Origin of the sequence: Acinetobacter sp. C13, assembly GCF_016809775.1 — a bacterium.
Taxonomy (GTDB): Bacteria; Pseudomonadota; Gammaproteobacteria; order Pseudomonadales; family Moraxellaceae; genus Acinetobacter; species Acinetobacter pittii.
Window position 1 is genome coordinate 351,204 of the sequence record NZ_JAFBJL010000001.1, and the last position, 25,492, is coordinate 376,695.

At 40.2% G+C, this 25,492-nt stretch carries 21 protein-coding genes; 9 read left to right on the plus strand and 12 right to left on the minus strand.

The window, feature by feature from the left end:
- Window positions 1-61: 61 nt before the first annotated feature.
- The 3 genes from JGE69_RS01685 to JGE69_RS01695 all read left to right on the plus strand — a co-directional run bounded on the left by JGE69_RS01685 (window position 62) and on the right by JGE69_RS01695 (window position 5,170).
- On the plus strand, window positions 62-1,408 hold the full coding sequence (locus tag JGE69_RS01685) for an MFS transporter (protein ID WP_199112041.1): 1,347 nt from the start codon (window positions 62-64) through the stop codon (window positions 1,406-1,408).
- A 31-nt stretch (window positions 1,409-1,439) separates the two neighbouring features.
- The gene (locus tag JGE69_RS01690; protein WP_199112043.1) at window positions 1,440-2,720 is read left to right on the plus strand and encodes an OprD family outer membrane porin; all 1,281 of its coding nucleotides are present in this window, start codon (window positions 1,440-1,442) and stop codon (window positions 2,718-2,720) included.
- Window positions 2,721-2,971: 251 nt separating this feature from the next.
- Window positions 2,972-5,170 carry an OsmC domain/YcaO domain-containing protein gene (locus JGE69_RS01695; RefSeq protein ID WP_199112044.1) on the plus strand — a complete coding sequence of 733 codons (2,199 nt, stop codon included), beginning with the start codon at window positions 2,972-2,974 and terminating at the stop codon, window positions 5,168-5,170.
- 62 nt (window positions 5,171-5,232) lie between these two features.
- On the opposite strand, the gene JGE69_RS01700 is transcribed toward JGE69_RS01695, so the two are convergent.
- The 4 genes from JGE69_RS01700 to JGE69_RS01715 all read right to left on the minus strand — a co-directional run bounded on the left by JGE69_RS01700 (window position 5,233) and on the right by JGE69_RS01715 (window position 10,283).
- Entirely contained in the window at window positions 5,233-6,903 is a 1,671-nt protein-coding gene (locus JGE69_RS01700; RefSeq protein WP_199112046.1) for a GMC family oxidoreductase, read from the minus strand.
- A 27-nt stretch (window positions 6,904-6,930) separates the two neighbouring features.
- The gene (locus tag JGE69_RS01705; protein WP_199112048.1) at window positions 6,931-7,824 is read right to left on the minus strand and encodes an alpha/beta hydrolase; all 894 of its coding nucleotides are present in this window, start codon (window positions 7,822-7,824) and stop codon (window positions 6,931-6,933) included.
- Window positions 7,825-7,896: 72 nt separating this feature from the next.
- Window positions 7,897-8,751, minus strand: coding sequence for an SDR family NAD(P)-dependent oxidoreductase (locus JGE69_RS01710; RefSeq protein WP_014206171.1), 855 nt, complete (start codon window positions 8,749-8,751; stop codon window positions 7,897-7,899).
- A 44-nt stretch (window positions 8,752-8,795) separates the two neighbouring features.
- Entirely contained in the window at window positions 8,796-10,283 is a 1,488-nt protein-coding gene (locus JGE69_RS01715) for a flavin-containing monooxygenase (protein WP_199112050.1), read from the minus strand.
- 135 nt (window positions 10,284-10,418) lie between these two features.
- On the opposite strand from JGE69_RS01715, the gene JGE69_RS01720 reads away from it, so the two are divergent.
- Window positions 10,419-11,432 carry an AraC family transcriptional regulator gene (locus JGE69_RS01720; protein ID WP_199112052.1) on the plus strand — a complete coding sequence of 338 codons (1,014 nt, stop codon included), beginning with the start codon at window positions 10,419-10,421 and terminating at the stop codon, window positions 11,430-11,432.
- Between the two features lie 42 nt (window positions 11,433-11,474).
- Here the strand turns inward: JGE69_RS01720 and ttdB are convergent, their stop codons facing one another.
- From ttdB to JGE69_RS01735, 3 genes are read right to left on the minus strand one after another with little or no spacing between them, the layout of a single operon-like run.
- Window positions 11,475-12,083 carry a L(+)-tartrate dehydratase subunit beta gene (ttdB, locus tag JGE69_RS01725; protein ID WP_005077020.1) on the minus strand — a complete coding sequence of 203 codons (609 nt, stop codon included), beginning with the start codon at window positions 12,081-12,083 and terminating at the stop codon, window positions 11,475-11,477.
- Window positions 12,080-12,979 (minus strand): L(+)-tartrate dehydratase subunit alpha, encoded by a 900-nt coding sequence (gene ttdA, locus JGE69_RS01730; protein WP_002163154.1) that lies wholly within the window; start codon window positions 12,977-12,979, stop codon window positions 12,080-12,082. Before ttdA ends, ttdB begins: the two co-directional genes overlap by 4 nt.
- 49 nt (window positions 12,980-13,028) lie before the next feature.
- Window positions 13,029-14,327 (minus strand): MFS transporter, encoded by a 1,299-nt coding sequence (locus JGE69_RS01735; RefSeq protein ID WP_199112054.1) that lies wholly within the window; start codon window positions 14,325-14,327, stop codon window positions 13,029-13,031.
- Between the two features lie 237 nt (window positions 14,328-14,564).
- Between JGE69_RS01735 and JGE69_RS01740 the strand changes: the two genes are divergently transcribed.
- A complete protein-coding gene (locus JGE69_RS01740; RefSeq protein WP_016802988.1) occupies window positions 14,565-15,485 on the plus strand; it encodes a LysR family transcriptional regulator in 921 nt (306 codons plus the stop codon).
- Between the two features lie 57 nt (window positions 15,486-15,542).
- Here the strand turns inward: JGE69_RS01740 and JGE69_RS01745 are convergent, their stop codons facing one another.
- The 4 genes from JGE69_RS01745 to JGE69_RS01760 all read right to left on the minus strand — a co-directional run bounded on the left by JGE69_RS01745 (window position 15,543) and on the right by JGE69_RS01760 (window position 19,939).
- Window positions 15,543-16,421: a class I SAM-dependent methyltransferase gene (locus JGE69_RS01745; protein ID WP_199112056.1), complete on the minus strand. Its 879-nt coding sequence runs from the start codon at window positions 16,419-16,421 to the stop codon at window positions 15,543-15,545.
- 113 nt (window positions 16,422-16,534) lie between these two features.
- Window positions 16,535-18,058, minus strand: a complete 1,524-nt coding sequence (locus JGE69_RS01750; RefSeq protein ID WP_199112058.1) for a flavin-containing monooxygenase — start codon at window positions 18,056-18,058, stop codon at window positions 16,535-16,537.
- Window positions 18,059-18,080: 22 nt separating this feature from the next.
- Window positions 18,081-18,914, minus strand: coding sequence for an SDR family NAD(P)-dependent oxidoreductase (locus tag JGE69_RS01755; RefSeq protein ID WP_017386375.1), 834 nt, complete (start codon window positions 18,912-18,914; stop codon window positions 18,081-18,083).
- 65 nt (window positions 18,915-18,979) lie between these two features.
- The gene (locus tag JGE69_RS01760; protein ID WP_005070390.1) at window positions 18,980-19,939 is read right to left on the minus strand and encodes a metal-dependent hydrolase; all 960 of its coding nucleotides are present in this window, start codon (window positions 19,937-19,939) and stop codon (window positions 18,980-18,982) included.
- A gap of 524 nt (window positions 19,940-20,463) precedes the next feature.
- On the opposite strand from JGE69_RS01760, the gene JGE69_RS01765 reads away from it, so the two are divergent.
- A complete protein-coding gene (locus tag JGE69_RS01765; protein WP_002163161.1) occupies window positions 20,464-21,084 on the plus strand; it encodes a TetR/AcrR family transcriptional regulator in 621 nt (206 codons plus the stop codon).
- Window positions 21,085-21,161: 77 nt separating this feature from the next.
- Here JGE69_RS01765 and JGE69_RS01770 read toward each other — a convergent pair whose 3' ends face one another.
- Entirely contained in the window at window positions 21,162-21,884 is a 723-nt protein-coding gene (locus JGE69_RS01770) for a pirin family protein (RefSeq protein ID WP_199112060.1), read from the minus strand.
- A 606-nt stretch (window positions 21,885-22,490) separates the two neighbouring features.
- On the opposite strand from JGE69_RS01770, the gene JGE69_RS01775 reads away from it, so the two are divergent.
- From JGE69_RS01775 to JGE69_RS01785, 3 genes are all read left to right on the plus strand, one after another.
- Window positions 22,491-22,718: a hypothetical protein gene (locus tag JGE69_RS01775; protein WP_002163179.1), complete on the plus strand. Its 228-nt coding sequence runs from the start codon at window positions 22,491-22,493 to the stop codon at window positions 22,716-22,718.
- A gap of 322 nt (window positions 22,719-23,040) precedes the next feature.
- Window positions 23,041-24,360 (plus strand): NCS2 family permease, encoded by a 1,320-nt coding sequence (locus JGE69_RS01780; RefSeq protein ID WP_005070381.1) that lies wholly within the window; start codon window positions 23,041-23,043, stop codon window positions 24,358-24,360.
- Between the two features lie 114 nt (window positions 24,361-24,474).
- Window positions 24,475-25,473, plus strand: a complete 999-nt coding sequence (locus JGE69_RS01785; RefSeq protein ID WP_002163181.1) for an adenosine deaminase — start codon at window positions 24,475-24,477, stop codon at window positions 25,471-25,473.
- The last annotated feature ends 19 nt before the right edge of the window (window positions 25,474-25,492 follow it).

The following is a 25,492-nucleotide window of genomic DNA, read 5'->3' on the forward strand; positions in this document are numbered from 1 at the left end:
ACCACCCAATCGCTCATATCAGCAATGTCGTGTGTATGTCTTATCCAAGGGAGATACACAAATGGAAAGAGACGTTCTAAGTGAGATCAATCAAAACAATATGAGCCGCTATCAATGGTTCGTCATTTTGATCTGTATTTGTCTCAATATTATTGATGGCTTTGACGTGATGGTAATGGCATTTACTGCTCCATCCGTGTCAGCAGAATGGTCACTTTCAGGCGCACAAATTGGCTTGTTGTTAAGTGCTGGCCTTTTTGGAATGGCTGCTGGTTCAATTTTTCTCGCGCCTTTAGCCGATAAAATCGGTCGTCGTTTACTCATCTTAGTTTGTCTTGTAATTGCAGGTCTTAGCATGCTGGGCTGTGCTTTTGTACAAAGCCACGGCATGTTAGCTGCACTTCGGTTTATTACCGGAATTGGGGTGGGGGGCATCCTTGCGAGTAGTAATGTATTGGCAAGTGAATATGCCAATGCTCGCTGGCGCAGTCTTGCAGTGAGTTTAATGTCTACCGGTTATGGAATTGGCGCGACGCTTGGTGGAGTATTATCACTGGCATTGATTGAGCATTTAGGTTGGCGCTCAATCTTTTTAGCAGGAGGGGTTACTACCATTGCAATGCTGCTGATCAGCGCATGGTTATTACCTGAATCTTTAGATTACTTACTCGCGAAACGACCAAAACAGGCACTAGAACGAATTAATGCAACTGTAAATCGTATGGGGCTAAACGAATTACCAGTTATGCCGCGTTATGAAAAAATCAGCACGCAAAATGGCAGTGAGCTGGGCAAATTATTTGCTGGACAACTTGGATTTCAAACGCTTTGTTTGTGGTTTGCATTCTTTTTAGTAATGTTTGGATTTTACTTTGTCATGAGCTGGACACCAAAAATTCTAATTTCAATGGGAATGTCACCAGAGCAAGGCGTAAGTACTGGTATTTTAATTAGTATTGGTGGGATTTTCGGGGCAGCCATTATTGGTTTATTGGCATCACGTATGAAAATCTTCTATGCCTTAAGCCTGTTTTTAGGACTAACCTCGGCATGTGTTTTCCTATTTGTCGCTGTCTCATCTCAAGTGAGCATTGCACTCATGGTGGGGTTATTACTTGGCACACTCATTAATGGCTGTGTGGCAGGTTTATATTCTATTTCTCCAACAATTTATGATGCTGAAATCCGTAGTCGCGGCGTGGGCTATGCAATTGGTTTTGGACGAATTGGGGCAATTTTATCGCCAACGGTTGCAGGCATCTTCCTGGATAAAGGTATAGCACCCGCAACGCTGTATGCCTATTACGGTGTGGTGTTTATTTTGGCTATTTTCCTGATTTTAAGTTTGGGTAGTGCTTTTTACCGAAGTAAGAAAGAGCAGAACTACTCGCTTAAAACAGCACCTTAATCCATTAAAAATTAAATAGTTGAGATAAAAAATGAAAAAGACACCAGTATGGGTGGGGGTATGCTTGTGCCCATTATTTAGTCAAGTTGTGCATGCCGAATTTCTTGCAGATAGTAAAGCTGAGCTAACACTACGTAATTTTTACTTTGACCGAGACTATAAAAAAGACCCATATCCTTATACAGCAGGTAGAGATTGGGCGCAGGGTTTAATTTTTAAAGGACAGTCTGGTTATACTGAAGGTGCGGTTGGGTTTGGTGTTGATGTACTGGCAATGGCAGGTTTTAACCTGATGGGAAGCCGTGCTGATGACTATGCGCGTAGTGGCTTATTACCAGTGAATACCGATAACTCGCGTGATGATTATTATGGAAAAATCGGCATTACAGGAAAGGCTAAATTTAGGAAAAATGAGCTTTTTGTGGGGGACTTAGTTCCACAATTACCGACCATTTTTTCATCGCCAGCGCGTTTGTTCCCTCAGACTTACCGTGGTATCCGTTTTGTTTCAAATGAAATTCCAAATCTTCAACTCGAAGGCTTTTATGTCGACGAAGTACGTCAGCGCGACTCAATTCGTTATACCGATGTTGGAACAGACAATATCAACCATCGTTTTGACAAAGCGGCAACTACTGATTCTTTTTATACATTAGGTGGAAGCTATCAGTTAAAGGATTATCGTCTACGGGCTTACCATGCTGAACTCAAAGACATTTACCAGCAACAATTTTTAGGTTTTAACGGCAAACAACCTTTAAATGATCAACTTAATTTTTTAAGCGACGTGCGTTTTTTTAATAGTGAAGAAACTGGAAGTAAAAAAATAGGAGAGGTCGATAACCGACATATTAGTGGCTTATTTGGTTTGAACTATCAAAACCATACGGTTTCTTTGGGCTACATGCAGTCATTTGGCTCGACTGGTTTACCATTTTTGTCAGGAACTGAAAGTCCGGTTGTGCTTGATTTTATGAGTTCTGACTATTCAAATAAAGATGAAAAAGTCTATTCGATTCGTTATGAATATGACTTTAAAAATGCACGACTAGGTGATGTTTCGTTAAACGGTCTGCGCTTTATGACCCGCTATGCAAAAGGTGAAGACATTGATTTGTTGCAATATGGCGATCAGCGTTTTAAAGAAGAGTCGATGGAATTTGATTTAGGCTATAAAATTCCTGAAGGTAAGTTAAAAGGTTTGGGAGTGCGAGCTCGTTTTTCTCACTATCGCAACGATATGCCTACCAATATGACCTTTCATTCGACAAATGAAACGCGGTTAAATGTCGATTACACTTTTAAGTTTTAACACTCAATATTTATTAAATTAAAGACAAGTTAAAACATTGTGAGCAGCAATGTTTTAACTTTAGTTATCAACTTCACAAAATCCCTCTATAATACCGCCAATCTTATTAAAGCCAATTGAGTCGTTCATTAAACACATGGCTTTAATCTCTCATTTTTTTAAGTCAATTTCTTCGCTGTGATTCGGCTTATTTTTCAATATTTAGAATTTTATGTGTCTGTGCTGACACATAAAAATATTTAGGTGCCAGCATGGAAATCAAGGTTAATTATCTCGACAATCTTCGACAGGAAGCTAAGTTCGATGACTTTACGGTAATTGCCGATCAACCAATTCGCTACAAGGGTGACGGTTCGGCACCGGGCCCATTTGACTACTTTTTAGCATCGTCAGCATTGTGCGCAGCGTACTTTGTGAAAGTGTATTGTGCCGCTCGAGATATCCCAACCGATAATATTCGTTTATCGCAAAATAATATTGTTGATCCTGAAAACCGCTATAAGCAAACATTTAAAATTCAAATTGAATTACCAGCCGATATTTCAGAGAAAGATCGCCAAGGGATTTTACGTTCGATTGATCGTTGTACTGTTAAAAAAGTGATTCAAACGGGTCCCGAATTTATTATTGAAGAAGTTGAAAGCATCGATGCAGATGCACAAGCATTGTTATTGCCAAGCTTAACTTCAGAAAGCCATACCTATATTCAAGGTAAAGACCTGCCATTAGAAGAAACCATTGCCAATATGTCATCTATTTTGGCAAATTTGGGTATGAAGATTGAAATCGCGTCTTGGCGTAATATCGTGCCAAATGTGTGGTCATTACACATTCGTGATGCACAGTCTCCGATGTGTTTTACCAATGGTAAAGGCGCGACTAAAGAAAGTGCTTTAGCGTCTGCATTAGGCGAGTTTATTGAGCGTTTAAACTGTAACTTCTTCTATAACGACCAGTTCTGGGGTGAAGAAATTGCCAATGCCGAATTTGTGCATTATCCAGATGAAAAATGGTTTAAACCGGGTCCAAATGGTGAATTACCTAAAGAAATCTTAGATGAATATTGTCTTGAGATTTATAACCCAGATGATGAGTTACTGGGTACGCATTTATATGACACCAACTCAGGCAACGTAGAGCGTGGCATTTGCTCTCTACCTTTTGTGCGCCAGTCTGACGGTGAAGTTGTCTATTTCCCATCAAATTTAATTGAAAACTTGTACTTAAGTAATGGTATGAGTGCGGGTAATACTTTGGCAGAAGCTCAAGTTCAATGTTTGTCTGAAATTTTTGAACGTGCTGTAAAACGTGAAATTTTAGAAGGTGAAATCGCACTTCCAGATGTTCCTGAAGACGTATTAGCAAAATACCCAAGTATTGTTGCTGGTATTAAAGGTCTAGAAGAGCAAGGTTTCCCTGTATTAGTTAAAGATGCATCGTTAGGCGGCCAGTTCCCTGTAATGTGTGTGACTTTAATGAACCCGCGTACGGGTGGGGTGTTTGCATCTTTCGGTGCGCATCCAAGTTTTGAAGTTGCGTTAGAACGTAGTCTGACTGAATTACTTCAAGGCCGTAGTTTCGAAGGCTTAAATGATTTGCCTCAACCAACTTTCCAAAGTAATGCGGTCACTGAGCCGAACAACTTTGTTGAGCACTTTATTGACTCAAGCGGTTTGGTATCTTGGCGCTTCTTTAGCTCTAAATCTGACTATGACTTTGTTGAATGGGATTTTTCTGGCGAAGGCGAAGAGTCGAACGCAGAAGAAGCTGCAACATTGTTCGGCATTCTCGAAGAGATGGGCAAAGAAGTGTATATGGCAGTCTATGAGCATTTAGGTGCGACTGCTTGCCGTATTTTAGTACCAGATTATTCAGAAATTTATCTTGTTGAAGATTTGATTTGGGACAATACCAATAAAGCACTTTCATTCCGTGAAGATATTCTAAATCTGCATCGTTTGGATGATGAACAGCTTGAGGTATTGGTTGAGCGTTTAGAAGAATGTGAGTTGGACGATTACACTGAAATCACCACACTTATTGGTATTGAGTTTGATGACAATACAGTTTGGGGGCAGCTCACAATTTTAGAACTGAAATTGCTGATTTATGTTGCTTTACAACAGTTTGAAGAAGCAAAAGAGCTTGTCGAAACTTACTTGCAATATAACACCAACACCGTTGAACGTGGCTTGTTCTACCAGTGCATGAACGTAGTGCTTGAAGTGATGTTAGATGAAGAACTAGAGCTTGAAGACTACTTGACTAATTTCCGCCGTATGTTTGGTGATACACGAATGGACGCGGTATTAGGTTCTGTCGATGGTAGTGTTCGTTTCTATGGTTTAACACCAACAAGTATGAAACTAGAAGGACTTGATCGCCATTTACGTCTGATCGAGAGCTATAAAAAGTTGCATGCAGCTCGTGCTAAAGCCGTAGCGATGTAATTAAAAAAGCGAAAGAAAAAGCCTATTTAAAATAGGCTTTTTTTATAAAACAAATTTCTATTTTAAGCAGATGCTTTTGTGATCTCTATGGTTTCTGCATCTACTCTATGATCTTGCTGCTCATCCAAAGTATGTTTAGCCGGAATATAAGACATTGCGCGTTCTGCAAGAGCTGTAATGGTGAGACTTGGGTTAACGCCCAAATTTGCACCTAACATTGAGCCATCTACAACGTATAAGTTTTTATAGTTAAAGACACGGTTTTGTCCATCTACCACACCGCGCTCTGGGCTTGAAGCAATTGCACAGCCACCCATACAGTGCGCTGTAAAAGGTACATTAAACAAAATTTCGGTAATAGTCGTCATTGGATGACCATTAAACATTTTGGCAACTTTTTCGGTAAATGCATTGGCCTGTGGAATATACACAGGTAGCTTTTTACCTTCGCTCGATAATACTTTGCCAAAAGGCCAGAACCAATTACGTTTCAAGCGCATATTAATGGAGGCATCAGCTGTTTGCATCACCAAGAAAATTAAAGTTTGACGCGCGAAACTGACAGGATTACTCATGCGAAGGAAAATAAATGGATGGCAGATTAAGGCCCATAACCAAAAGAATATACGTGTCCAACCTGGTTTGCCTTTAGCCATGTAAGTACACATAAGACCCATGGCATCTGAACCAGTTTGGTAACGCGTCGCTTCAATGTGAGTGTCATGGTCGATGTAAATACTTGAACCAATGGCAACACCTTTACTCATGTCAACATCTTTACCAAAAAAGCGAACGCCTAAAATCGACTCGGCATTGGTACGAACTCGATTGCCTAAATCATCAGAAATATTTGGTAGTGAACCAGACTGTTTTAAACGGAATAACATCTCTTGCGTACCCAAAGAAGATGCTGAGAAAATCACATTACGAACACGCCATGTACGGCGTTGTTTGTTAAACCATGAGCTTGAACATTCAGTCGTAACTTCATAGCCATCGCTGCCATCGGCTTTACCATTAAGTGGTTTAACATCAACAACTTTGGTTTCTTCGTAAACCTTGGCACCATTTTTTTCGGCAAAATACAAATAGTTTTTATCTAATGTATTTTTTGCGTTGTGTTTGCAACCTGTCATACAGCCGCCACATGCCGTACAAGTTCCGCGGTCTGGACCTTCGCCGTTAAAGTACGGGTCAGGGTAGGTCTTGCCACCTTGTTCACCTTCGGGGGGAAAGAAAGTTGCAACACGAGTCGGTTTAAACGTATGTCCAACACCAACTGCGTCGCCCATTTTTTTTAGCATGTGGTCGGCAGGACCGAAAATTTTATTATCAGTCACCCCAAGCATACGTTCTGCTTCAGCATAGTGCTGTGGCATTTCATTTTTCCAGTCCGCTGCATCTGCCCACGTGCCTTCATCCCAAATATGTTCAGGTGGAACAAGTAGGGTATTGGCATAGGTGATTGAACCGCCACCTACAGCATTACCGCAAATAATGGTGACATGGCGAAAAAAACGCATATTGAAATAACCAAAAAGTTTCATGCCCGGGCGCCAAATCCAGCGACGGGTATTCCAGTTATTTTTAGCAAAATCTTTAGCTTCCCAGCGTCGCCCCATTTCCATTACAGCAACAGAGTAGCCTTTTTCGGTTAGACGGCAAGCAGAAACACTACCACCAAAGCCTGAACCAATAATGAGGTAATCATAGTCATAATTGTTTGTTGTCATGCCGAGGACTCCTCTCTGGCGATATTTTTATATTGACTGTGTATGTTTATCAATGAATTGCCCAATGCGCTCAATCGAGTCATTAGATTCGTTTAGTATACCCGCGTGGAACTGAAAAACATGTCCGACTCGGTCATAAACCCTTAAGTTCGTCGGAATACCATACTTTTCGGTTTGTTCAGCGAGACGTTTTGCATCGTCTAATAAAACTTCTTCGGTACCGACATGAATTAAAACAGGTGGTAATCCCGTTAAGTCGGCATAGAGTGGGGAACAGGTTGGATCGGTTGCCGATTTTTGGCCGCAATAGGTTTTTGCACACCAAGCTAACCAGTCTTCTGACAGCATCGCATCTTGAGCAGCATGAGTTTTAATCGTGCTTCCAGAGAGGCTTAAGTCAACCCAAGGTGAAAGTAAAACTAATGCTGTTGGTAACGGTAACCCTGCATTTCGTATCGCAATTGCAGCACTTAAACTCAGTCCACCGCCAGCAGAATCGCCAGCGATCACGAGTTTTTTCGGGTCTTGTCCTTGAGCAAGTAAAGCTTTATAAACTGCAATTACATCTTCAATAGCAGCAGGGCTTGTGTGCTCTGGGGCTAGGCGATATTCAGGTAACCAGACTTGTGCTTGAGCTGCATGTCCGATTTGAGCAGCAAGCTTAGTGTGACTTTTTGAGCTACCCACCACATAGCCTCCGCCATGTAAATACAAAATGCCGCGTCCTGATTGAGTCGTTTTGGGCTGAATATGGACTGTCGGTACTTGAGCGATGGTTTGCTTTTTTGTTTTATAGCCACGTGGCCCAAGCACAATTGCACTGGCTGCATCGCTACAAAAACGTTGTAGCTTTAGTGGTGTTTTAGGGGATAAAGCTGGACGTAGCGTGGTACGGATAGTCCATGCAAGAAGCTGCTTCATAATAAGGACTCATACTAAGCATTTAATGTCAGTCAGCATCTCTTAAAATGAAGAGTATGCTGACCAATGTTTTTATTTTGCTGATTTGTTGAGTAGGCGAGTTTGCAAGGCAGTCGCAGTTGCAAAAATCTTTTGGTAACCCTGTGGAAGAATACGTTGAATCACATCAACGGCTTTCGCATCGGCTCCAATGAGTAAGCGGCGACGGTCTTTACGCACAGCTTCTAAAATTTGTTGAGCGGCATCGTCAGCAGGGGTGCGAAGTAATTTATCGAAAGCATCCTGACTTTTTAAAGGATCCATTCCTAAAGACTGGACGCTATTATTCATGCGGGCAGCTTTGGCAATATTGGTGCGAATACCACCCGGATGGACACAGGTCGCACTCACTCCAGCATTTTGTAAATCGAGTTCTTGGCGTAGGGATTCAGTAAAGCCACGAACGGCAAATTTACTAGCGTTATAAGCACTCTGAGTTGGTTGAGCTGTTAAGCCAAACATACTGGAAATATTAATAATATGCCCGTCACCACTTTGCTTTAAGTAAGGTAAAAACTCTTTGGTCCCATAAACTACACCCCAAAAATTAATCCCAATCAGCCATTCAAGGTCTTCGTAGCTCACACCTTCAGCCGTACTGCCAATTGCGACACCAGCGTTATTAAAAATCAGGTTAACTTGACCATGCTTATCTACAACAGCTTTTGCCCAAGTTGCAACTTCATCACGCTTCGCCACATCGACTTTTTGAGTGGTGACTTTGACAGAATAAGGTGCCAAAAGCTCGACTGTTTTAGCTAATCCAGCTTCACTGATATCAGAGAGTGCCAGATGGCAACCTTGTTTGGCTAATGCAATGGCAAGTGCTTGTCCAATACCAGAGCCCGCACCTGTCACAGCTGCGACTTTATTTTTAAAAGACTTCATAAAATTCTCCGTTTATTTTTCTCATTTCCTATGGTGAAGCTTGTTTAAGAAATAGCTGAAACCTGAGTGTAGTTTTCAACATCGAAGCGACGAGTACGTTGACGATATTCAAGAGTAAAACCTGGCCAGTTATTGGTATTTTTACCCTCAGCAGTTTGATACCAACTGGTACAACCTTGCGCCCAGACAGTTTTTTTCATTTTTTCTTGAATGCTTTGATTAAACTCATGTTGAACTTCTGCACGAACATTGGTAAACAGAAGTTTGTTTTTTAGAGTTGTCTGGAGTGCATCTAAAATATAATTCACTTGGCTTTCAATCATATATACAATTGAGTTGTGTCCAAGATTGGTATTTGGACCATAGAGCATAAAGAAGTTTGGAAAGCCGCTTACAGTTAAACCGAGATAAGCTTCTGCACCATCTTTCCATGTGTCTTTTAAGGTGCGACTATCAAGACCTGTAATCTGCATTGGCGCCATAAATTCTGTTGCGGCAAAGCCTGTACCATAAATAATGGTATCGACTTCACGCAGATTTCCGTCTGTATCTAAAATACCGTTTTCAGTAATTTCTTGAATGCTCGTATTAATCACATCGACATGAGGCTGGGTCAGTGTTTCATACCAATGGTTAGAGATTAAAATACGTTTACAGCCAATTGGGTAATCCGGCATTAGGCGGTGGCGCAACTTCCCATCTTTAACAACTTTTCGAATGTGGCGCTGGAATAAATATTCCACCAAAGGCATTTCATTTAAAGAAGTTGTAAAGGCCAGCAAACGAATTTCATGGTGTCCATATTGCAAGGCGCGGTCTAGACTTTGCAAAATTGGTAGTTTGCGGAAAGCTTTTTTCTCTAAAGGTTGATAAACCCGATCCGGTTTGGGAATAACATACGGTGCCGAGCGTTGATAAACGTCTAGGTGAGCCACTTGTTTAGCAATTTCAGGTACAAACTGAATTGCGCTTGCACCTGTGCCAATGACTGCAACACGTTTGCCAGTTAAGTCATAGTCATGGTCCCAACGTGCTGAGTGAAATGCCTTACCTTTAAAGTTTTCAATACCTTTAAGTTTTGGATAGGCTGGGCGGTTAAGTTGGCCTACCGCGCCCACTAAAAATTCAGCTTCAAATTGTTCGCCAGTCGTGCTTTGAATGTGCCATACACCTTGCAAAGCATCAAATTTAGCACTGGCTATTTCAGTATTAAATTGAACATGTGGACGAATATCATATTTATCCGCACAGTGGCGTAAATATTGATAAATCTCTTGAGATGTTCCGTAGCGATTTTTCCAGCCTAGCTCTTGTTCAAAAGAAAAAGAATACAGATGAGAAGGCACATCACAGGCAGCACCCGGATAAGTGTTGTCACGCCAGACACCACCTACATCAGCAGCTTTTTCAAAGAGAGTAAATTGTTCAAAACCTGCTTGTTTGAGACGAATGGCAAGTCCTAGACCACCAAAACCAGTGCCAATAATGGCGATGCGTACATTTTTATTTGAATTAGACGACGAATTAAACATGGGCTGCTCTAAATCCTTAAAAACAGTGAGCGAAAAAATCGCAATTTCCTGTATGCAGAATAGACGTTTATTTGCTTGATTTAGAGGATGGATGAGGACAAAATATTGTGATTCGAGGACATTCTGAGCAATACAGTGAAGTATGCATGGGCTTTTGAACGCAGTGTACATAGTGTTCGGTTAATGGCTGATTTTGCGGTGGAATCGGGCATTTCTTATCAGACGATTTTGCAAGGGACAGGGCTTAGCCAACAACAATTACTCGACCCTAATATGGTGGTGACAGGCCATCAGGAATTACAGCTGATTCATAACTTGGTTGAGCAACTAGGAGGCAGACCGACATTAGGCTTAGAAGTGGGCACACGCTATCATTTCACCACATTTGGGCCATTAGGCATGGCTTTGATGAGTAGTGCGAGCATTCGTGAAGCACTAGATTTGGCTTTAACCTATTTCACTTTAACTTTTGCTTTTACTCGCTTTGATGTGTCGGATACACCGCAAGGAATCCGTATCGAAATTGATGAGCAAGATATCCCATCTTCAGTGCGTCAATTCATTATTGAACGAGATGCTGCTGCACTCATTACAGTACAGCGAGATTTGGTGCAGGACAATTTTTGCCAATATTTGGCTTTTTCTTTCCAACTCAAAGGCGATGCCGAGCCTTATCAGGACTTATTTGGCGTGATGCCTGAATTTGGTGCTGCGAAAAGCTTTGTAATTCTTGATCCGCAAAAAGTAGACCAAAAATTGCTTATGGCAAATGAATTGGTTTTACATACAGCCGAAGAACAGTGCCGTCAAATATTAGAAAAACGCCAATCACAAAATAAATTTACAACCTTAGTGCAACAGCAGCTTATGAATGTGCGAGGGGAAATGCCTTCTATGCAAATCGTGGCTGACCGACTGCATTTAAATGCACGAACTTTACGCCGTCACTTGGCATCAGAAAGGATGACTTTTATTCAGATACGTGAAGAGGTCAGACAAGTTCTAGCTGAGCAATATTTGGCATTACCAAAAGTTTCGGTTGAGCAGATTGCCGAGTGGTTAGGTTATGCAGAACCTGCCAGCTTTATTCATGCTTATAAAAGATGGCATGGGAAAACACCTCATGCCATGCGTTTAGTACAAAAATAAAAAATGAAGGGCGCTTTTGCTTTCCCTTCATTAAAGAGCGATTTATTTAATAAAGCTCAGTTGCTTGCTGATTTTTTCTAAAATTGGTGCTTTCTTAGCTTGAAATTCAACTTTGTTTTGTTGAATCAGGTTGTTGCCTTTAGTGTCGATAGAAATAATGAGCGGGCCAAATTCTCTCACACGGTTAATCCAAAGAGTTTCTGGCATACCTAGATCTTGCCATTCAGCACCTTCGATCTCTTCAACTAAAGTTGCTGCGAGTACCGCGCATCCACCTGGAAAAATGGCATGAACCGCAACATTTTCCTGACAGCCGGCAGCTGTTTCTGGCCCCATGCCGCCTTTACCCACAATAAGCTTAACTCCAGTTTGTTTGATAAATTCTCGTTCAAATTTTTCCATTCGCATACTGGTTGTTGGACCAATCGAAACCATTTCGAAGTCGTTTTCACCTTTTTTGCGCACAATAGGGCCGGCATGAAAAATCGCTCCGCCTTCAAGGTTAACTGGCAGTTCTCGACCTTGTTCGATCAGTCTGCGATGGGCAACATCGCGACAAGTCACTAAACGGCCTGTCAAATAAACGACATCACCGACTTTAAGGTCTAAAAGATCTTCATCTTTAATAGGAGTTGTCAGAATTTTTTTCATAGTACAACTCCTTCATGAGACAAGATTTCATACGACATATCTGGGTTAATCTTAATTTTGCCACGGCGATGTGCCCAGCAACCTGTATTTACGGCAACCCCAATGGTTGATGGGTGGCGCGCAGAAGATTCAATATTGACTCCCATCACACTGTTATTGCCTGTTAGTCCCTGAGGACCAATACCAATTTCATTAAGACCTTGTTCTAACAGTTGCTCCATCAAGGCAGCGCGTGGGTTATCACTTGTTGAGTCAACCGGACGCATAATCGCGAGCTTAGAAAGGCGAGCCGCTGTTTCAACTGAAGTCGATACGCCAACACCAACCAGTAAAGGTGGGCAGGCATTAACACCGCGTTCGGTAATAACATCCATCACAAATTCAGCAACGCCTTCGTAGCCTTGACCTGGCATTAAAACTTTTGCCGCACCCGGTAAGGTACAACCGCCACCAGCCATATAGACATCAATGGTACAAGTGTCGAGTTCAGGTACAATACGCCAATCTAACCATGGAATTTGAGTACCTGTATTTGTGCCCGTATTTTTTTCATCGAAGGTTTCCACAGCGTTGTGACGTAAAGGACCTATGCGAGTTGCCTCAGCAGTTGCTTCGCTCAAAATATCTTGAAGTTCACCAAGCAAAGGGAAGTTGGCACCTGCTTCAACAAAATATTGAATGACACCCGTGTCTTGGCAGCTTGGGCGGTTGAGTTTATCGGCAGCTTGCTGATTTTCTTCCATCGAGTCATAAACTGATTTAGCCAATGGATTGGTTTCTAAAGTACGCAGTTCAATTAACTTGCTTTTCACATCTTTCGGTAGGCGTTTTCCAATATAAGCCGTAAATTTGGCCATGGTGTCCGTAAGGGACTGGACTGCAATATCTTTGTCCATGTTGTGCTCCTTGAAGAAACTTGTTCAGATCTAATTGATATAAATAGGGTTATTGGGTGGTTTTGGCAGTATTTACTTTCACTTTTTGGGAGAAGCTCAGCACTAGTGTTAGTAAGGTCGAGATAATCAGTAAGCCCGCAACAAAATAGAGCCCACCTGTGAAATCTCCAGTTTGATCTTTAATCCAGCCGATCATGGCAGGGCCTGCAAACCCACCTAAATTTCCGATTGAGTTAATAGTGGCAATGCCTGCCGCTGCGGCTGATCCTGACAAGAACATGGTTGGCATGCTCCATAGCGGTGGCTTGGCACAGCTAATACCGACATTCACAATGGTAAGTGCTGCAATTAATCCAATGACGTTGTGTGTGCCTGCTGCAATTGCGAGACCAACTGCTGCGGTTAAACATGCAAGAGCAACATGCCATGTACGTTCATTGGTGCGGTCAGAGTGTCGAGACCATAAAACCATGGCAATGACAGAAACAATTGGTGGAATGGCATTTAAAAGCCCCACAGTCATAGACGTTACGCCAAGCTGTTTAATAATTTGTGGTGCCCAGATACCGAGGGTATAAAGCCCAGCCGATGTTCCGAAATAAATCAACGCAAGGGCAAGTACCCGTGGGTTAGCAAGACCGCGAAGAATGCTGTGATGCTGAGGTGCATTTTTCCCGACATCTTCTTCTTTCATCGTTTTTACAAGCCATTCGCGTTCATCCTGTTTTAACCAAGTGGCTTGTTCAGGACGGTCAGTCATATATTTAAAAACCACAACGCCTAAGATGAGTGCTGGTATAGCTTCAATAATGAACATCCACTGCCAGCCAGCGAGACCCCAAATTCCATGCATTTCAAGTAACGCGGCAGAGATTGGTGAACCAACTGCTGTGGCAATTGGGGCGGCTGCCATAAATAAAGCAATCACACCAGCGCGATGTCGTGCAGGAAACCAGTAAGTTAAGTACAGAATAATGCCGGGAAAGAAGCCAGCCTCGGCAACACCGAGTAAAAATCGCATAACGTAAAAGCTGGTTGAGCTTTCTACAAATGCCATGCCAGCTGCAATCAGACCCCAAGTCACCATGACTCGAGCAATCCAGATGCGGGCGCCGACTTTATGCAAAATAATGTTGGACGGGACTTCAAATAAGAAATAGCCCAAAAAGAAAATTCCGGCACCAAACCCGAGAACCGAGGCTGTAAAGCCTAAGTCTTCTTTCATGGTGAGTGCGGCAAAACCAATATTGACGCGGTCGATATAGGCTATAAGGTATAACAACATAATAAACGGTACGATTCTCCAAGTAATTCGACGTAACGTTCGCTTTTCAATATCCATTTCCATGTCATGACTCCATATTCATGACTACCAATCCTGATTGGTAGTTTTCGCTTTCTTTACCGCTATTGATTCGGCTAGATGGCTTTTCCCGTTCATCCACAGCATTCCTTCTGCGGACATTGTTATGCTCTTAAACAAGAGATGGCTTATGTCGGGAAACATTGAAATGGATGTTAAATCCTTTAAAAAACTGATGAATCGATATAAAGTTAAATCACTATTGCAAAAAACTTAATAATCATGAACGCAGATACGGAATTAGCTTTCTTTTGTTTACTGGTTAAACAAGGAAGTCTTGTCGCGACGGCACGAGAGTTAAACTTGACCCCACCTGCGGTTTCTAGACGTTTAACTCAACTTGAAGAGCGTTTAGGTGTAAGGCTTTTAAATAGAACAACACGCCGAATTAGTTTAACCAGTGAAGGTGAGGTCTACTTTGAAAATGCGGTTCGTATTTTAAAAGAGATTGATGAAATGGAGCGTTTGGTTTCAAGTAGTCGGGCAGCACCCAAAGGGGTATTGCGTGTGAATGCTCCTTTAGGCTTTGGTCGTTCTTATATTGCGCCAGCGATTTCTACATTTGCCAAAATCTATCCTGATGTCGATGTCCAACTACATTTAACAGACCGCCCGATTAATCTGCCAGATGAAGCCATTGATGTCTCAATCCGCTTTGGCGAAATACCTGATTCACGTCTAATTGCAAAAAAATTGGCAGCCAACCGCCGTTTATTATGTGCATCACCTGGCTATTTAAAAACAGCAGGGCAACCACTCACTCCTCATGATTTAACGCAGCATCAGTGTATTGTGATTCGGCAAAATGATTCTGCTTATGGCAATTGGCGGTTAAGTCATGGCAAACAAGTTGAAACCGTTAAAGTTCATGGGCAACTGAGTACGAATGATGGTGCAGTTGCATTAAATTGGGCCTTAGAAGGCTATGGTATTTTGATGCGGGCAGAGTGGGACGTAGCAAAATATTTAAGAAGTGGTAGATTAGTTCAAGTGCTAGCGGACTATGAAACACCACCAGCAGATGTCTATGCGGTGTATTTAGAGAGACTGAATCTGTCGCCTAAAGTCGCGCACTTTTTAGATCATTTACGCCAATTTTTAAATCAGCATGTCGATGGGCCAGAGCCTCATTCAAGTTGGTAACGATGGTATTAACCTCAATTAAAAAAGCCAACTTAAGGTCTAAGTTGGCTTTCAACATCATTTTCTATTTAAACGCAAATGCAATAACCTTGTTGCTGAGGTGTGGCGAATTTCATCGGTCCGTGCATTAAAATATCGTTCAGTAATGGCTTCACCTGAAAGATCTTCGATCACTTCAAATCCCATCTGCTCCACGGCCTGATGTAAATCTATTGGTTTAAATTGACCTAGTAAAGGCTCTTTCAGCAAATGGGTAAATTGTGCAACGCCCATACTTCCAAGTCGCTCAATACCGTTTAATTCCTGAAAATCGGTCGAATAGTCGAGTACCACTTCGCTACCGTTTGCAGCAAATTCAGCAATACTTTTTAAAGTTTGCAAGGTCGTTTGCGGGTTTAAATAGTGCGTTGTGCCTAACCACGAAAAAAATGCAGGAGCAGATGAATCATAGATACTTCTGATCAGAGCTTCCGAAATAGACTCTTTTTCAAAATTAATCGCGACAAACTCAACGGTAGTAGGAATATTTCCTAACTTTTTTAGCTTGGCTTGTTTGGCCGATTGAGTATCAGGATGATCAACTTCAAAAATTTTCAAAGTAGGATAATGGTGTGATTCACGTAGTGCAAAAGAGTCTAGGCCGGCACCCACTAATACATATTGTTGAGTATTTTGTTGAACTGCCTGAGCAAGTAAATCTTCGGCATAGCGAGAGCGTCCGACCACTTGTCCAGTAAGTAAACCTAAAGTGCGGTTTAAAACCGCAGAATTCATTACTTTAACAATCAGTGAATTAGAGAGAAGTTTTTTCCAGCCTTTACTGGTCAGCTCAAAAGCATAAGGATCTGAAAATACAGGGTTCTGTGTATTTTGAAAATGATTGGCTCGTAAGGCAGCAGCAGCTTCAGCAGTACGACTTGATTGTCCTTCTTTCATCTTTATCCTGTTTTTTTATTTCTTGAAGATATTCAACGAAGAAGGCAGTGTATTTCATGAGAACCTAAAATACACTGCCTATTTCTTACAACGGATTTGATCGAAATTATAAATTAGTGAGTTTTTGTCGTTTGATACGTCACTTCATAATCTTTCAAATCTACTTTTTTCAAACGTTGTTTAAGTTTTTTCAATGACCAAGGCCATGCAGCAAAGTTACGACCGTTGGCATCAAGGTAATAACTCTTACACCCGCCGCTATTAAATACCGTTGTTTGTAAGTGCTTTTGTACTAAATCATTATGCTTTTTAATCACATCAGATTTAACATTTAACTTGCTAATTCCTTTGTTTTTAATTTTCAATAAGCCATCTACGATATAGTCGAGCTGTGCCTCTGCTAAACCAATGAAAGAATCATAAACCAGTACGTTAGGTCCTAAAATTAAAAATGCATTTGGTACATTTTCAATGTTGGTTCCTAAATAAGCCTCTGGTGAACTATCTTTCCATATATCTTGTAAACATTGACCGTTTTCATTGTGGACACGTTTACCAATTGGTGGATGAGATACTTCAAAGCCTGTACCCCAAATAATCACATCAACTTCGTGGCGTTCACCATTGGCAGCAACCACTGTGTTGCCTTCAACTTTCACTAAACCATGAGGAATGAGTGTGGTGTTCGGTGCTTGTAGTGCAGGGTAGTAGTTGTTAGCGAATAAAATACGTTTACAACCAATGTCAAAGTTCGGCGTTACGTTTTTACGTAGCACTGGGTCATTAATTTGCAATTTAAGTAATTGCTTACCCAATACATTTACTGGTTTTAGGGCAAGTGGATTACGTAAACCAAAGTTAATTGCATTCAGTGTTAACGCTACACTTTTACGCCAGCTCGCCTGAATAGCTGGATATTTGGCAATCACTGATTTACTAAATTCGCCCAAGTCTGTATCTGGTTTTGGTAATACCCAAGGTGCTGTACGTTGGAACACAAACAGTTCTTTTGCTTTTGGTTGAATTTGTGGCACAAATTGAATAGCAGATGCACCAGTACCAATCACGGCAATGCGTTTACCAGTTAAATCATAATCATGGTTCCATTTTGCTGAATGGAACATTTCGCCTTTAAATGTTTCTAAGCCTTCAAGACGTGGAATTTGAGCTTCGGTAATTGGACCTGTGGCAAAAATAACGGTTTTAGACAAATATTGACCAGTAGTGGTATCAAGCACCCACACATGACGTGAGTCATCCCACGCTGCGTTAATCAACTCGTTGTTAAACTCGATTTTAGATGTAACATTAAACTCGTTACTTACATCTTCCAGATAACTTAAGATTTCTGGTTGGCGTGCAAATAAATGGCTCCATTTTGCACTTGGTGCAAATGAGTAAGAATAAAGAGCAGAAGGTACATCACACCCACAACCTGGGTAGGTGTTCTCACGCCATGTTCCACCCACGCGGCCAGCTTTTTCAATAATCTTATAGTTGGTATAACCAACTTGATCTAGGCGAATGGCAGCAGCAATCCCTGAAATGCCCGCACCCACAATAAAAGTATCGAAAATATGGCTTGGTGATTTGACAGCTTTTTTTGCTGATGCATTTGTTTTCATTTGCGCAGTCATATGTGTACTACCTATAAATTTTTTATTTAAATAATTTGTACGATGTACCAAGGAACTTGGTATACAAGCTTGGGGATGCACGTTTCATAAGCCAAAATAACTTCGCATCAATTTGAGGAATGGTATACATCTCATCCTGATCAAGGCGATTAAGGGTTAATCTTGCAACATCATCACTTGTGGTGAGCGCATAGTTCATCAGTGCATGGTCCGCCAGCTTTGAATAGCGTCCGGGAATTCGACCATTTTTAATGATATTGGTAGGTACCAGCGTCGGGCAGAGCACGTTCACCTTAATGTTAAACTTACGCAGTTCGGCAGAAAGCGTTTCTGAAAGCGCACGCACACCCGCTTTAGTCACGTTATAAGCAGTCATTTCTGGTGCAGCCGTGTAAGATGCCGCAGATGCCACATTAATAATCGCGCCGTAACCTAACTTTTTAAACTTGGGAACAAATGCATGACAGCCATGAATAACTCCCCATAGGTTAATATTCATGACCCAGTTCCAGTCTTCTAGGCTGAGTTCGTCAAACTTGCCACCTAAACCTACTCCAGCATTATTAATGACAAGAGTCACAGGGTGCCCAAGTAAGATTTCAGCAGTTTCAGCGAGATGGTTAACTTGTTCAGCATTACCCACATCACAGCGCATAGCAAAAGCTTTTGCACCTTCTTGTTCAAGAAGTTTTACTGTTTCTTCAGCAGCTTCGAGATTAATATCTGCACACACTACGCTGCCACCACGTTTCGCAAGTTCAATTGCAAAACTTCGACCAATCCCACTGCCTGCACCCGTCACTACGGCATAAGCTTTTTGGCTTGGTTTAACTTTCTTTTTGCCAAATAAAATCATGATTCATCCATAAATAGCTTGAAGAGATACCAGCTAGCTCTTTGATAGCTGGAAATGCAGGACGATTAAGACATGCGTACTGGTGGGGTAAATTCTTTAACAAAGTAAGGAGCAATTGCGCCGCCTTCGGTCAGCAATTTCTTTTTGTAATACTCAAGATATTCAGTTGTATCATGATCATTTGGATGAAAATCTGGGCGTAAGTAGTCAAGAATTTGACCAATCGTACTGCCGAAAACTCCGTCTTTTGGACCAAAGATTAATCCTACACCACGACGAGCATCTTTCCAGAATTTCAAAGTCAGCATCTCTTGTGGCTTTCTTAACACAGGCACAAATAATGTAGTCGCAGGGATTAAACCTAAAATGGTAAATAGCGCGAGGAAGAAACCAGACGCGCGTAGTGCATAGCTACCATTTAAAAGTTGATATACATCGTAGGCAATATCTTTATGCTCAGATTCTTCAAGCATATGCCACATCCACAATGCACGGCTTTTTTCGTCATCTGAATAATAGAAATTCTTTTCATGCTTCATCATGTATTCGGCAAGTACCGCAGTAAAATGCTCAATACCCGCCATCATTGATAATTTGAGTGGCTGTGGAAACTTTAAGAAAACATACTTAAAGAAGTTTGAGCCAAGAAAACGATACAGCGCGACAGGATATTCAGCATCTTGAAGGGCATCGTTATATTCATTGTGCAATTTAGAATGAATTGCTTCTTGGCCAATCAACGACGTTACTCGCTGCTTTAATATTGGATCTTTGATAAATTCACGGTGATGGCGAGCGGTTTCAATAACTAGATCTTCACCGTAAGTTAAAAAAACCGAAAGTGTGGCAAAAAACAAAGTAGCAAATTGATTGTCCATATAGAATCTGACATCAATTTCTTTACCATCAAAACCAATATTTAAATGTCTGATTGGAATTGAACTTTTGCTAGCAAAATCTGGTAGCTCAATTTCACGCTGAAATTTAAGCTTGTTGAATGATTTTTTAACTGCGGTCGAGATCATGGCGACACCCTGAGGCAAAGTAGTGGTGCATTTTGATGAAAATCAATAAACTCAATGATCAACAAAGCACTGTAAAATTCCATTTTCAAAAACAGATGATTCTCTGCATTGACTACGGTGTTGTTGCTCCGTTATTTGTTTGATTATTTGGCTGAATAACGGAAGAAGAACCGAGGCAGACAAGAGCTGCTGAATGACTCTTCTTTAATTTTTTCATATTAATCTGACATTATGTTCGGATTCAATTCGGGTAAATTCTTAAATATATAAAAGTATTTTATAGACATTTCTTGTAATAATTTTTCTAAATAAATTGATTTTATCTTTTTGAAAAATAATAAATTAAATTTATTTCTAATCTCTTGAAATAATGAATTAAAACATCAATTGATTGATAAATTGAGATCTATTTTTCTCAGTTTTTTCACTTAAGTTTGACAACTATTCGGATTTTGTTTTTTTATTTCTACCGAGTTAGATTACATGCTAATCTGACTTTATGTTCGGATTATTAATTAGATCGTATGACTACGCGTAAACCACGTCAAACTCGAGCTAAAGTCACTGTCGACACGATTATTGAAGCAGGTTTTATAGCCGTGGCACTTCATGGACCGAGTGGAACCACGACACGTCATATTGCAGAAATTGCAGGAGTGAGTGTCGGGTCTTTATACGAATATTTTAAAAATAAAGAAGAAATTTATGATGCGATGAATCACTTTTTTGTTCGGGAAATTCTGGACATGATTACAGAGCTTACACCGACAATTTTACAGTTGGAGTTAGAGCCTGTCATTGAAATGATTTTTTATACTTTTAGTGATTTATTAAAGAAAAATAATGACCGCTATTTGACTGTTTTGCGCTATGCAGGGGAATTGCAGTACGACAAATACATTCCCAAAATTGAACAGGCTTTAATGGAAGTCATCATGAAATATATGATGCATAATCCCAAATACCTAAAAATTAATAATTTACCCGTAATTACCTATATCTGTATCAATAGTGGAATTTTTAATGTCGCACGGCATCTTATTTTGCCAAACCCTTATATTAGTTTTGATGAAATGGTGCAGGGGCTAACTACTATGATCATGAGCTATATCAATACAGAGATGGCTCGTTCAGAAGAGCACTGAGCAGAGTTAGAATTTTTATAAGTCCAAGTAACGATAAAAAGCCCTCACATAAAGTTTATGCGAGGGCTTAATTGATCTTATGGCATGGTTGGAACTTCTTCAGGACGCATATCGAAAATCAAAATTTCGGCGTTATCACCCTTGGTAAACGATAAGCTTCCACCTTCACGAATACGTGCAGCATCGCCGGTGTTAAAGGTTTTACCATTTACATCAACACGACCTTTAGCAACGTGTAGGTACACATATCGACCATCAGGAATCACAAAGTCAGCAGTTTCTTCACCATCAAAAAGACCTGAGTAAATATTAATGTCTTGTTTGATCGATAAAGTTTTCTCGCCACCTTTTGGTGAGATGATCAAATGCAATTTACCGCGTTTGTCTGCTTCATCAATATGAACTTGTTGATAGCCTGGCTCTGTATTCACTTCATTTGGAACAACCCAAATTTGCAAGAAATGAACGCCTTCTTGAGCTGAATGGTTAAATTCACTATGAGCAACGCCACGACCTGCACTCATCAGCTGAATGTCACCCGGTACAATCACAGAGCCTGTACCCATCGAGTCTTTATGCTCTAATGCACCTTCAAGTACATAGGAAATAATTTCCATATTACGGTGAGGGTGAGTACCAAAGCCTTTAGATGGAGCAACGTTATCATCGTTAATTACAAGCAGATCCGAAAAACCAACTTGTTTAGGATCCCAATAGTTAGCAAATGAAAAGCTATGTTTTGATTGTAACCAACCATGATGTGCTGCACCACGCTCGTGAGATAAACGCATATCAAACATGATGTATTCTCCTGATTTAATTTTTTATCTGAGTACAGTTTATCGTAGCGTTTATTGGAATGAAGCTATGAAAATGGAAAGCTTGGTGTGATTTATGGAACGATGAAACTTGAACGTAATTTTGCTAGTCCACCAATAGGGTCAAAGGAGAAAAAATATTTTTTAAATAAGATGAAGATTTCTTTGAGATGAATTTTTACTTTCCATGCTAAACATGCAATATAGAAATTAGTCGCTAAAGAAACAATTTTAAAGAAAAGTACATTAACGAAAATAGCTCCTTTTTATCTCATTTAAAGCTTAGCAAATAAAAACAAATTTCAAGCCATATACACATTTGTCTATGCTCTATCTTTAAAATAACTTAAGAGTTAAAACCGATAAAAAGATAATATTAAAAATAACTAAAATAAGCTCTTATTAAATAAAGTTACTTTTCAATGGAAAAGTTTAGTATTTATTAGGTTTTTTCAGGATATTTTTAAAATAACTTTTATTTTCAATAATTTGAATAAGAGTGGGTTATTGTAAATAAATGTGAAAATATTCACAAAGCTATAATTTTTTGTTAAGATCATTAACATTAAAAACATAGAGATAATAATAATGATCAATAAAGTATTAATAGTGTTGTGTGTGGGTATCGTCTTTGTATTAGGGTATTGGGCTTATTTAGATACTCAAAATAAAAGACATCAAGAGCTAATGCAGATCATACAAGAAGCTGAAAAAAACCTGCAAAGTATCGAACGAAATCCGAATCATGCTCATCACAGCAATTTAGCTTCTTTTCATATGCAACAATATATAGGCGAGAAAAAAATTATTTTCTAGCAATAACGAGCTATAAATTTCTAACTTTTTACAGTGTCATTGGTCATATCTTTTCATAAATTTTGATCATGTTTCTGTTGAATCTGTTAAACTTATTGAACGTATAGTAAAAAAGCTGCATAGGGGTTATGCAGCTTTTTTGTGTTTCAAGAGGGGCTGTGGTTATTTGCTATGTATAAAGCTAGAAATCAAATGAGTGGCATATTTGTTGCTTCTTAAATTTGAGATTCTTGTTTATAGGACTGAACAGAAAAACAATATTGTTCAGCGACCTACATAGACGTAAATATTCCACAGTTCAGATTTTGCATAGAGGCTACTTATGGCGGCGCCCAATTCTTCGGCAGGCTGGTTAGAGCGTTTATTTAAGCTAAGCGACAATAAAACCACTTTCCGAACTGAAGTTCTTGCTGGTGTAACTACATTCTTAACGATGTGTTACATCATTATTGTCAATCCACTCATTTTATCTGAAACCGGCATGGATCATGGTGCCGTATTCGTTGCAACCTGTTTGGCAGCAGCAATCGGATGTTTAGTAATGGGGATCATTGCTAATTATCCGATCGCACTGGCCCCTGGTATGGGTTTAAACGCTTACTTTACCTACTCGGTTTGTATGGGGATGGGCGTGCCATGGCAAACAGCTTTAGCCGCTGTTTTTGTTTCAGGCCTTGTCTTTCTTGCAATTAGCTTCTTTAAAATTCGTGAAGCGATTGTTAATGCGATTCCAATGTCACTTAAGTTTGCAATCGGTGGTGGTATTGGTTTGTTCCTAGCACTGATTGCACTAAAAAATGCTGGAATCATTGTTGATAACCAAGCGACCTTAGTCGGTTTGGGTGATATCAAACAGCCTACAGTATTATTAGCGCTATTCGGATTTTTAATGATTGTGGTTTTACACCAATTAAAAGTTCGTGGCGCAATCATTATTAGTATTTTAGTGGTTACGGCCATCGCTACTGCTTTAGGTTTAAATGAATTTAAGGGTGTAGTGGGTCAAATTCCTTCAATTGCACCAACATTCATGCAAATGGACTTTGAAGGTCTATTTACAGCAAGTATGGTCGGCGTCATTTTCGTATTCTTTATTGTCGACTTGTTTGACAGTACAGGTACTTTGGTTGGTGTTTCACACCGTGCAGGTCTTTTACAAGACGGTAAATTACCTCGTTTGAAGAAAGCATTATTTGCAGACTCTACTGCAATCGTTGCAGGTGCCGCATTAGGTACATCTTCAACTACACCATATATCGAATCAGCTTCAGGTGTAGCAGCAGGCGGACGTACTGGTTTAACTGCTGTTGTGGTTGCAGTCTTATTTATCTGCTGTTTATTTTTAGCACCTCTTGCTCAATCTGTACCAGGTTTTGCAACGGCGCCAGCTTTATTGTTCATTGGTGTGTTGATGATCCAAGGAATCACTCACATTGATTGGGATGATATTACTGAAGCTGTTCCAGCATTTTTAACCATTGTATTTATGCCATTCACCTATTCAATTGCTGATGGTATTGCAATGGGCTTTATTAGCTATGCATTAGTTAAATTATTCACGGGTAAGGCAAAAACTGTACCGTACATGGTATGGATTATTGCTGCGCTTTGGGTATTTAAATTTATCGCGTTTGGCGGTTAATATGATTTTTTATAATTTTCTTCTGAGCTATCTTAGACATAGTTTTCAATAAGAAGAAAATTATAAAAGGGTGTGATTTTGACCACACCCTTTTTCTTTAGACGTGGAGTTAATATGAATCAAGTCGAGCTGATTCGCGCCTTACCAAAAGCCGAATTGCATGTACATATTGAAGGGACTTTCGAACCTGAATTAATGTTTGCAATTGCCCAGCGCAATCAGATTCAGATTCCTTACAAATCTGTTGAAGAAGTAAAGCAAGCTTATAACTTTCATAATCTTCAATCATTCTTAGATATTTACTATGCTGGCGCGAATGTTCTTGTACATGAACAAGACTTCTATGATTTAGCATGGGCTTATTTTGAGAAATGTGCCGAAGATCATGTTGTTCACACAGAAATGTTCTTTGACCCGCAAACCCACACAGACCGTGGTGTTGCGTTCTCAACTGTGATTAATGGTTTAAAGCGTGCGTGTGCAGATGCCAAAGCTAAGTTTGGTATCAGCTCTCAACTGATTATGTGTTTCTTACGTCATTTAAGTGAAGAAGCTGCATTTGAAACACTTGAACAAGCGCTGCCGTTTAAGCAAGATATTATTGCAGTCGGCCTTGATTCAAGTGAAGTAGGGCATCCGCCAGCTAAATTTGAACGTGTTTTTGCTAAGGCACGTGAAGAAGGTTTCTTAATCGTGGCTCATGCTGGCGAAGAAGGTCCGCCTGAATATGTATGGGAAGCTTTAGATCTACTTAAAGTGAATCGTATTGATCATGGTGTGCGTTCTGAAGAAGACGAACAATTAATGGCACGTTTAATTAATGAAAAAATGCCATTAACAGTTTGTCCTTTAAGTAACTTAAAGCTATGTGTTGTTAAGGATATGAAAGATCATAATATCCGCCGTCTTTTACAAAAAGGCGTACATGTGACGGTTAACTCAGATGATCCTTCATATTTTGGTGGATATATGAATGATAATTTCTTTGCCATCCAGCAAGCATTAGACTTAAACAATGATGAGTTGAAACAACTCGCAATTAATTCTTTTGAGGCTTCTTTCATTTCAGATGAAGAGAAACAAAAGTGGATTGCAGAAATCCAAAAAATCTAAATAAAAAACCGCCTGTGAT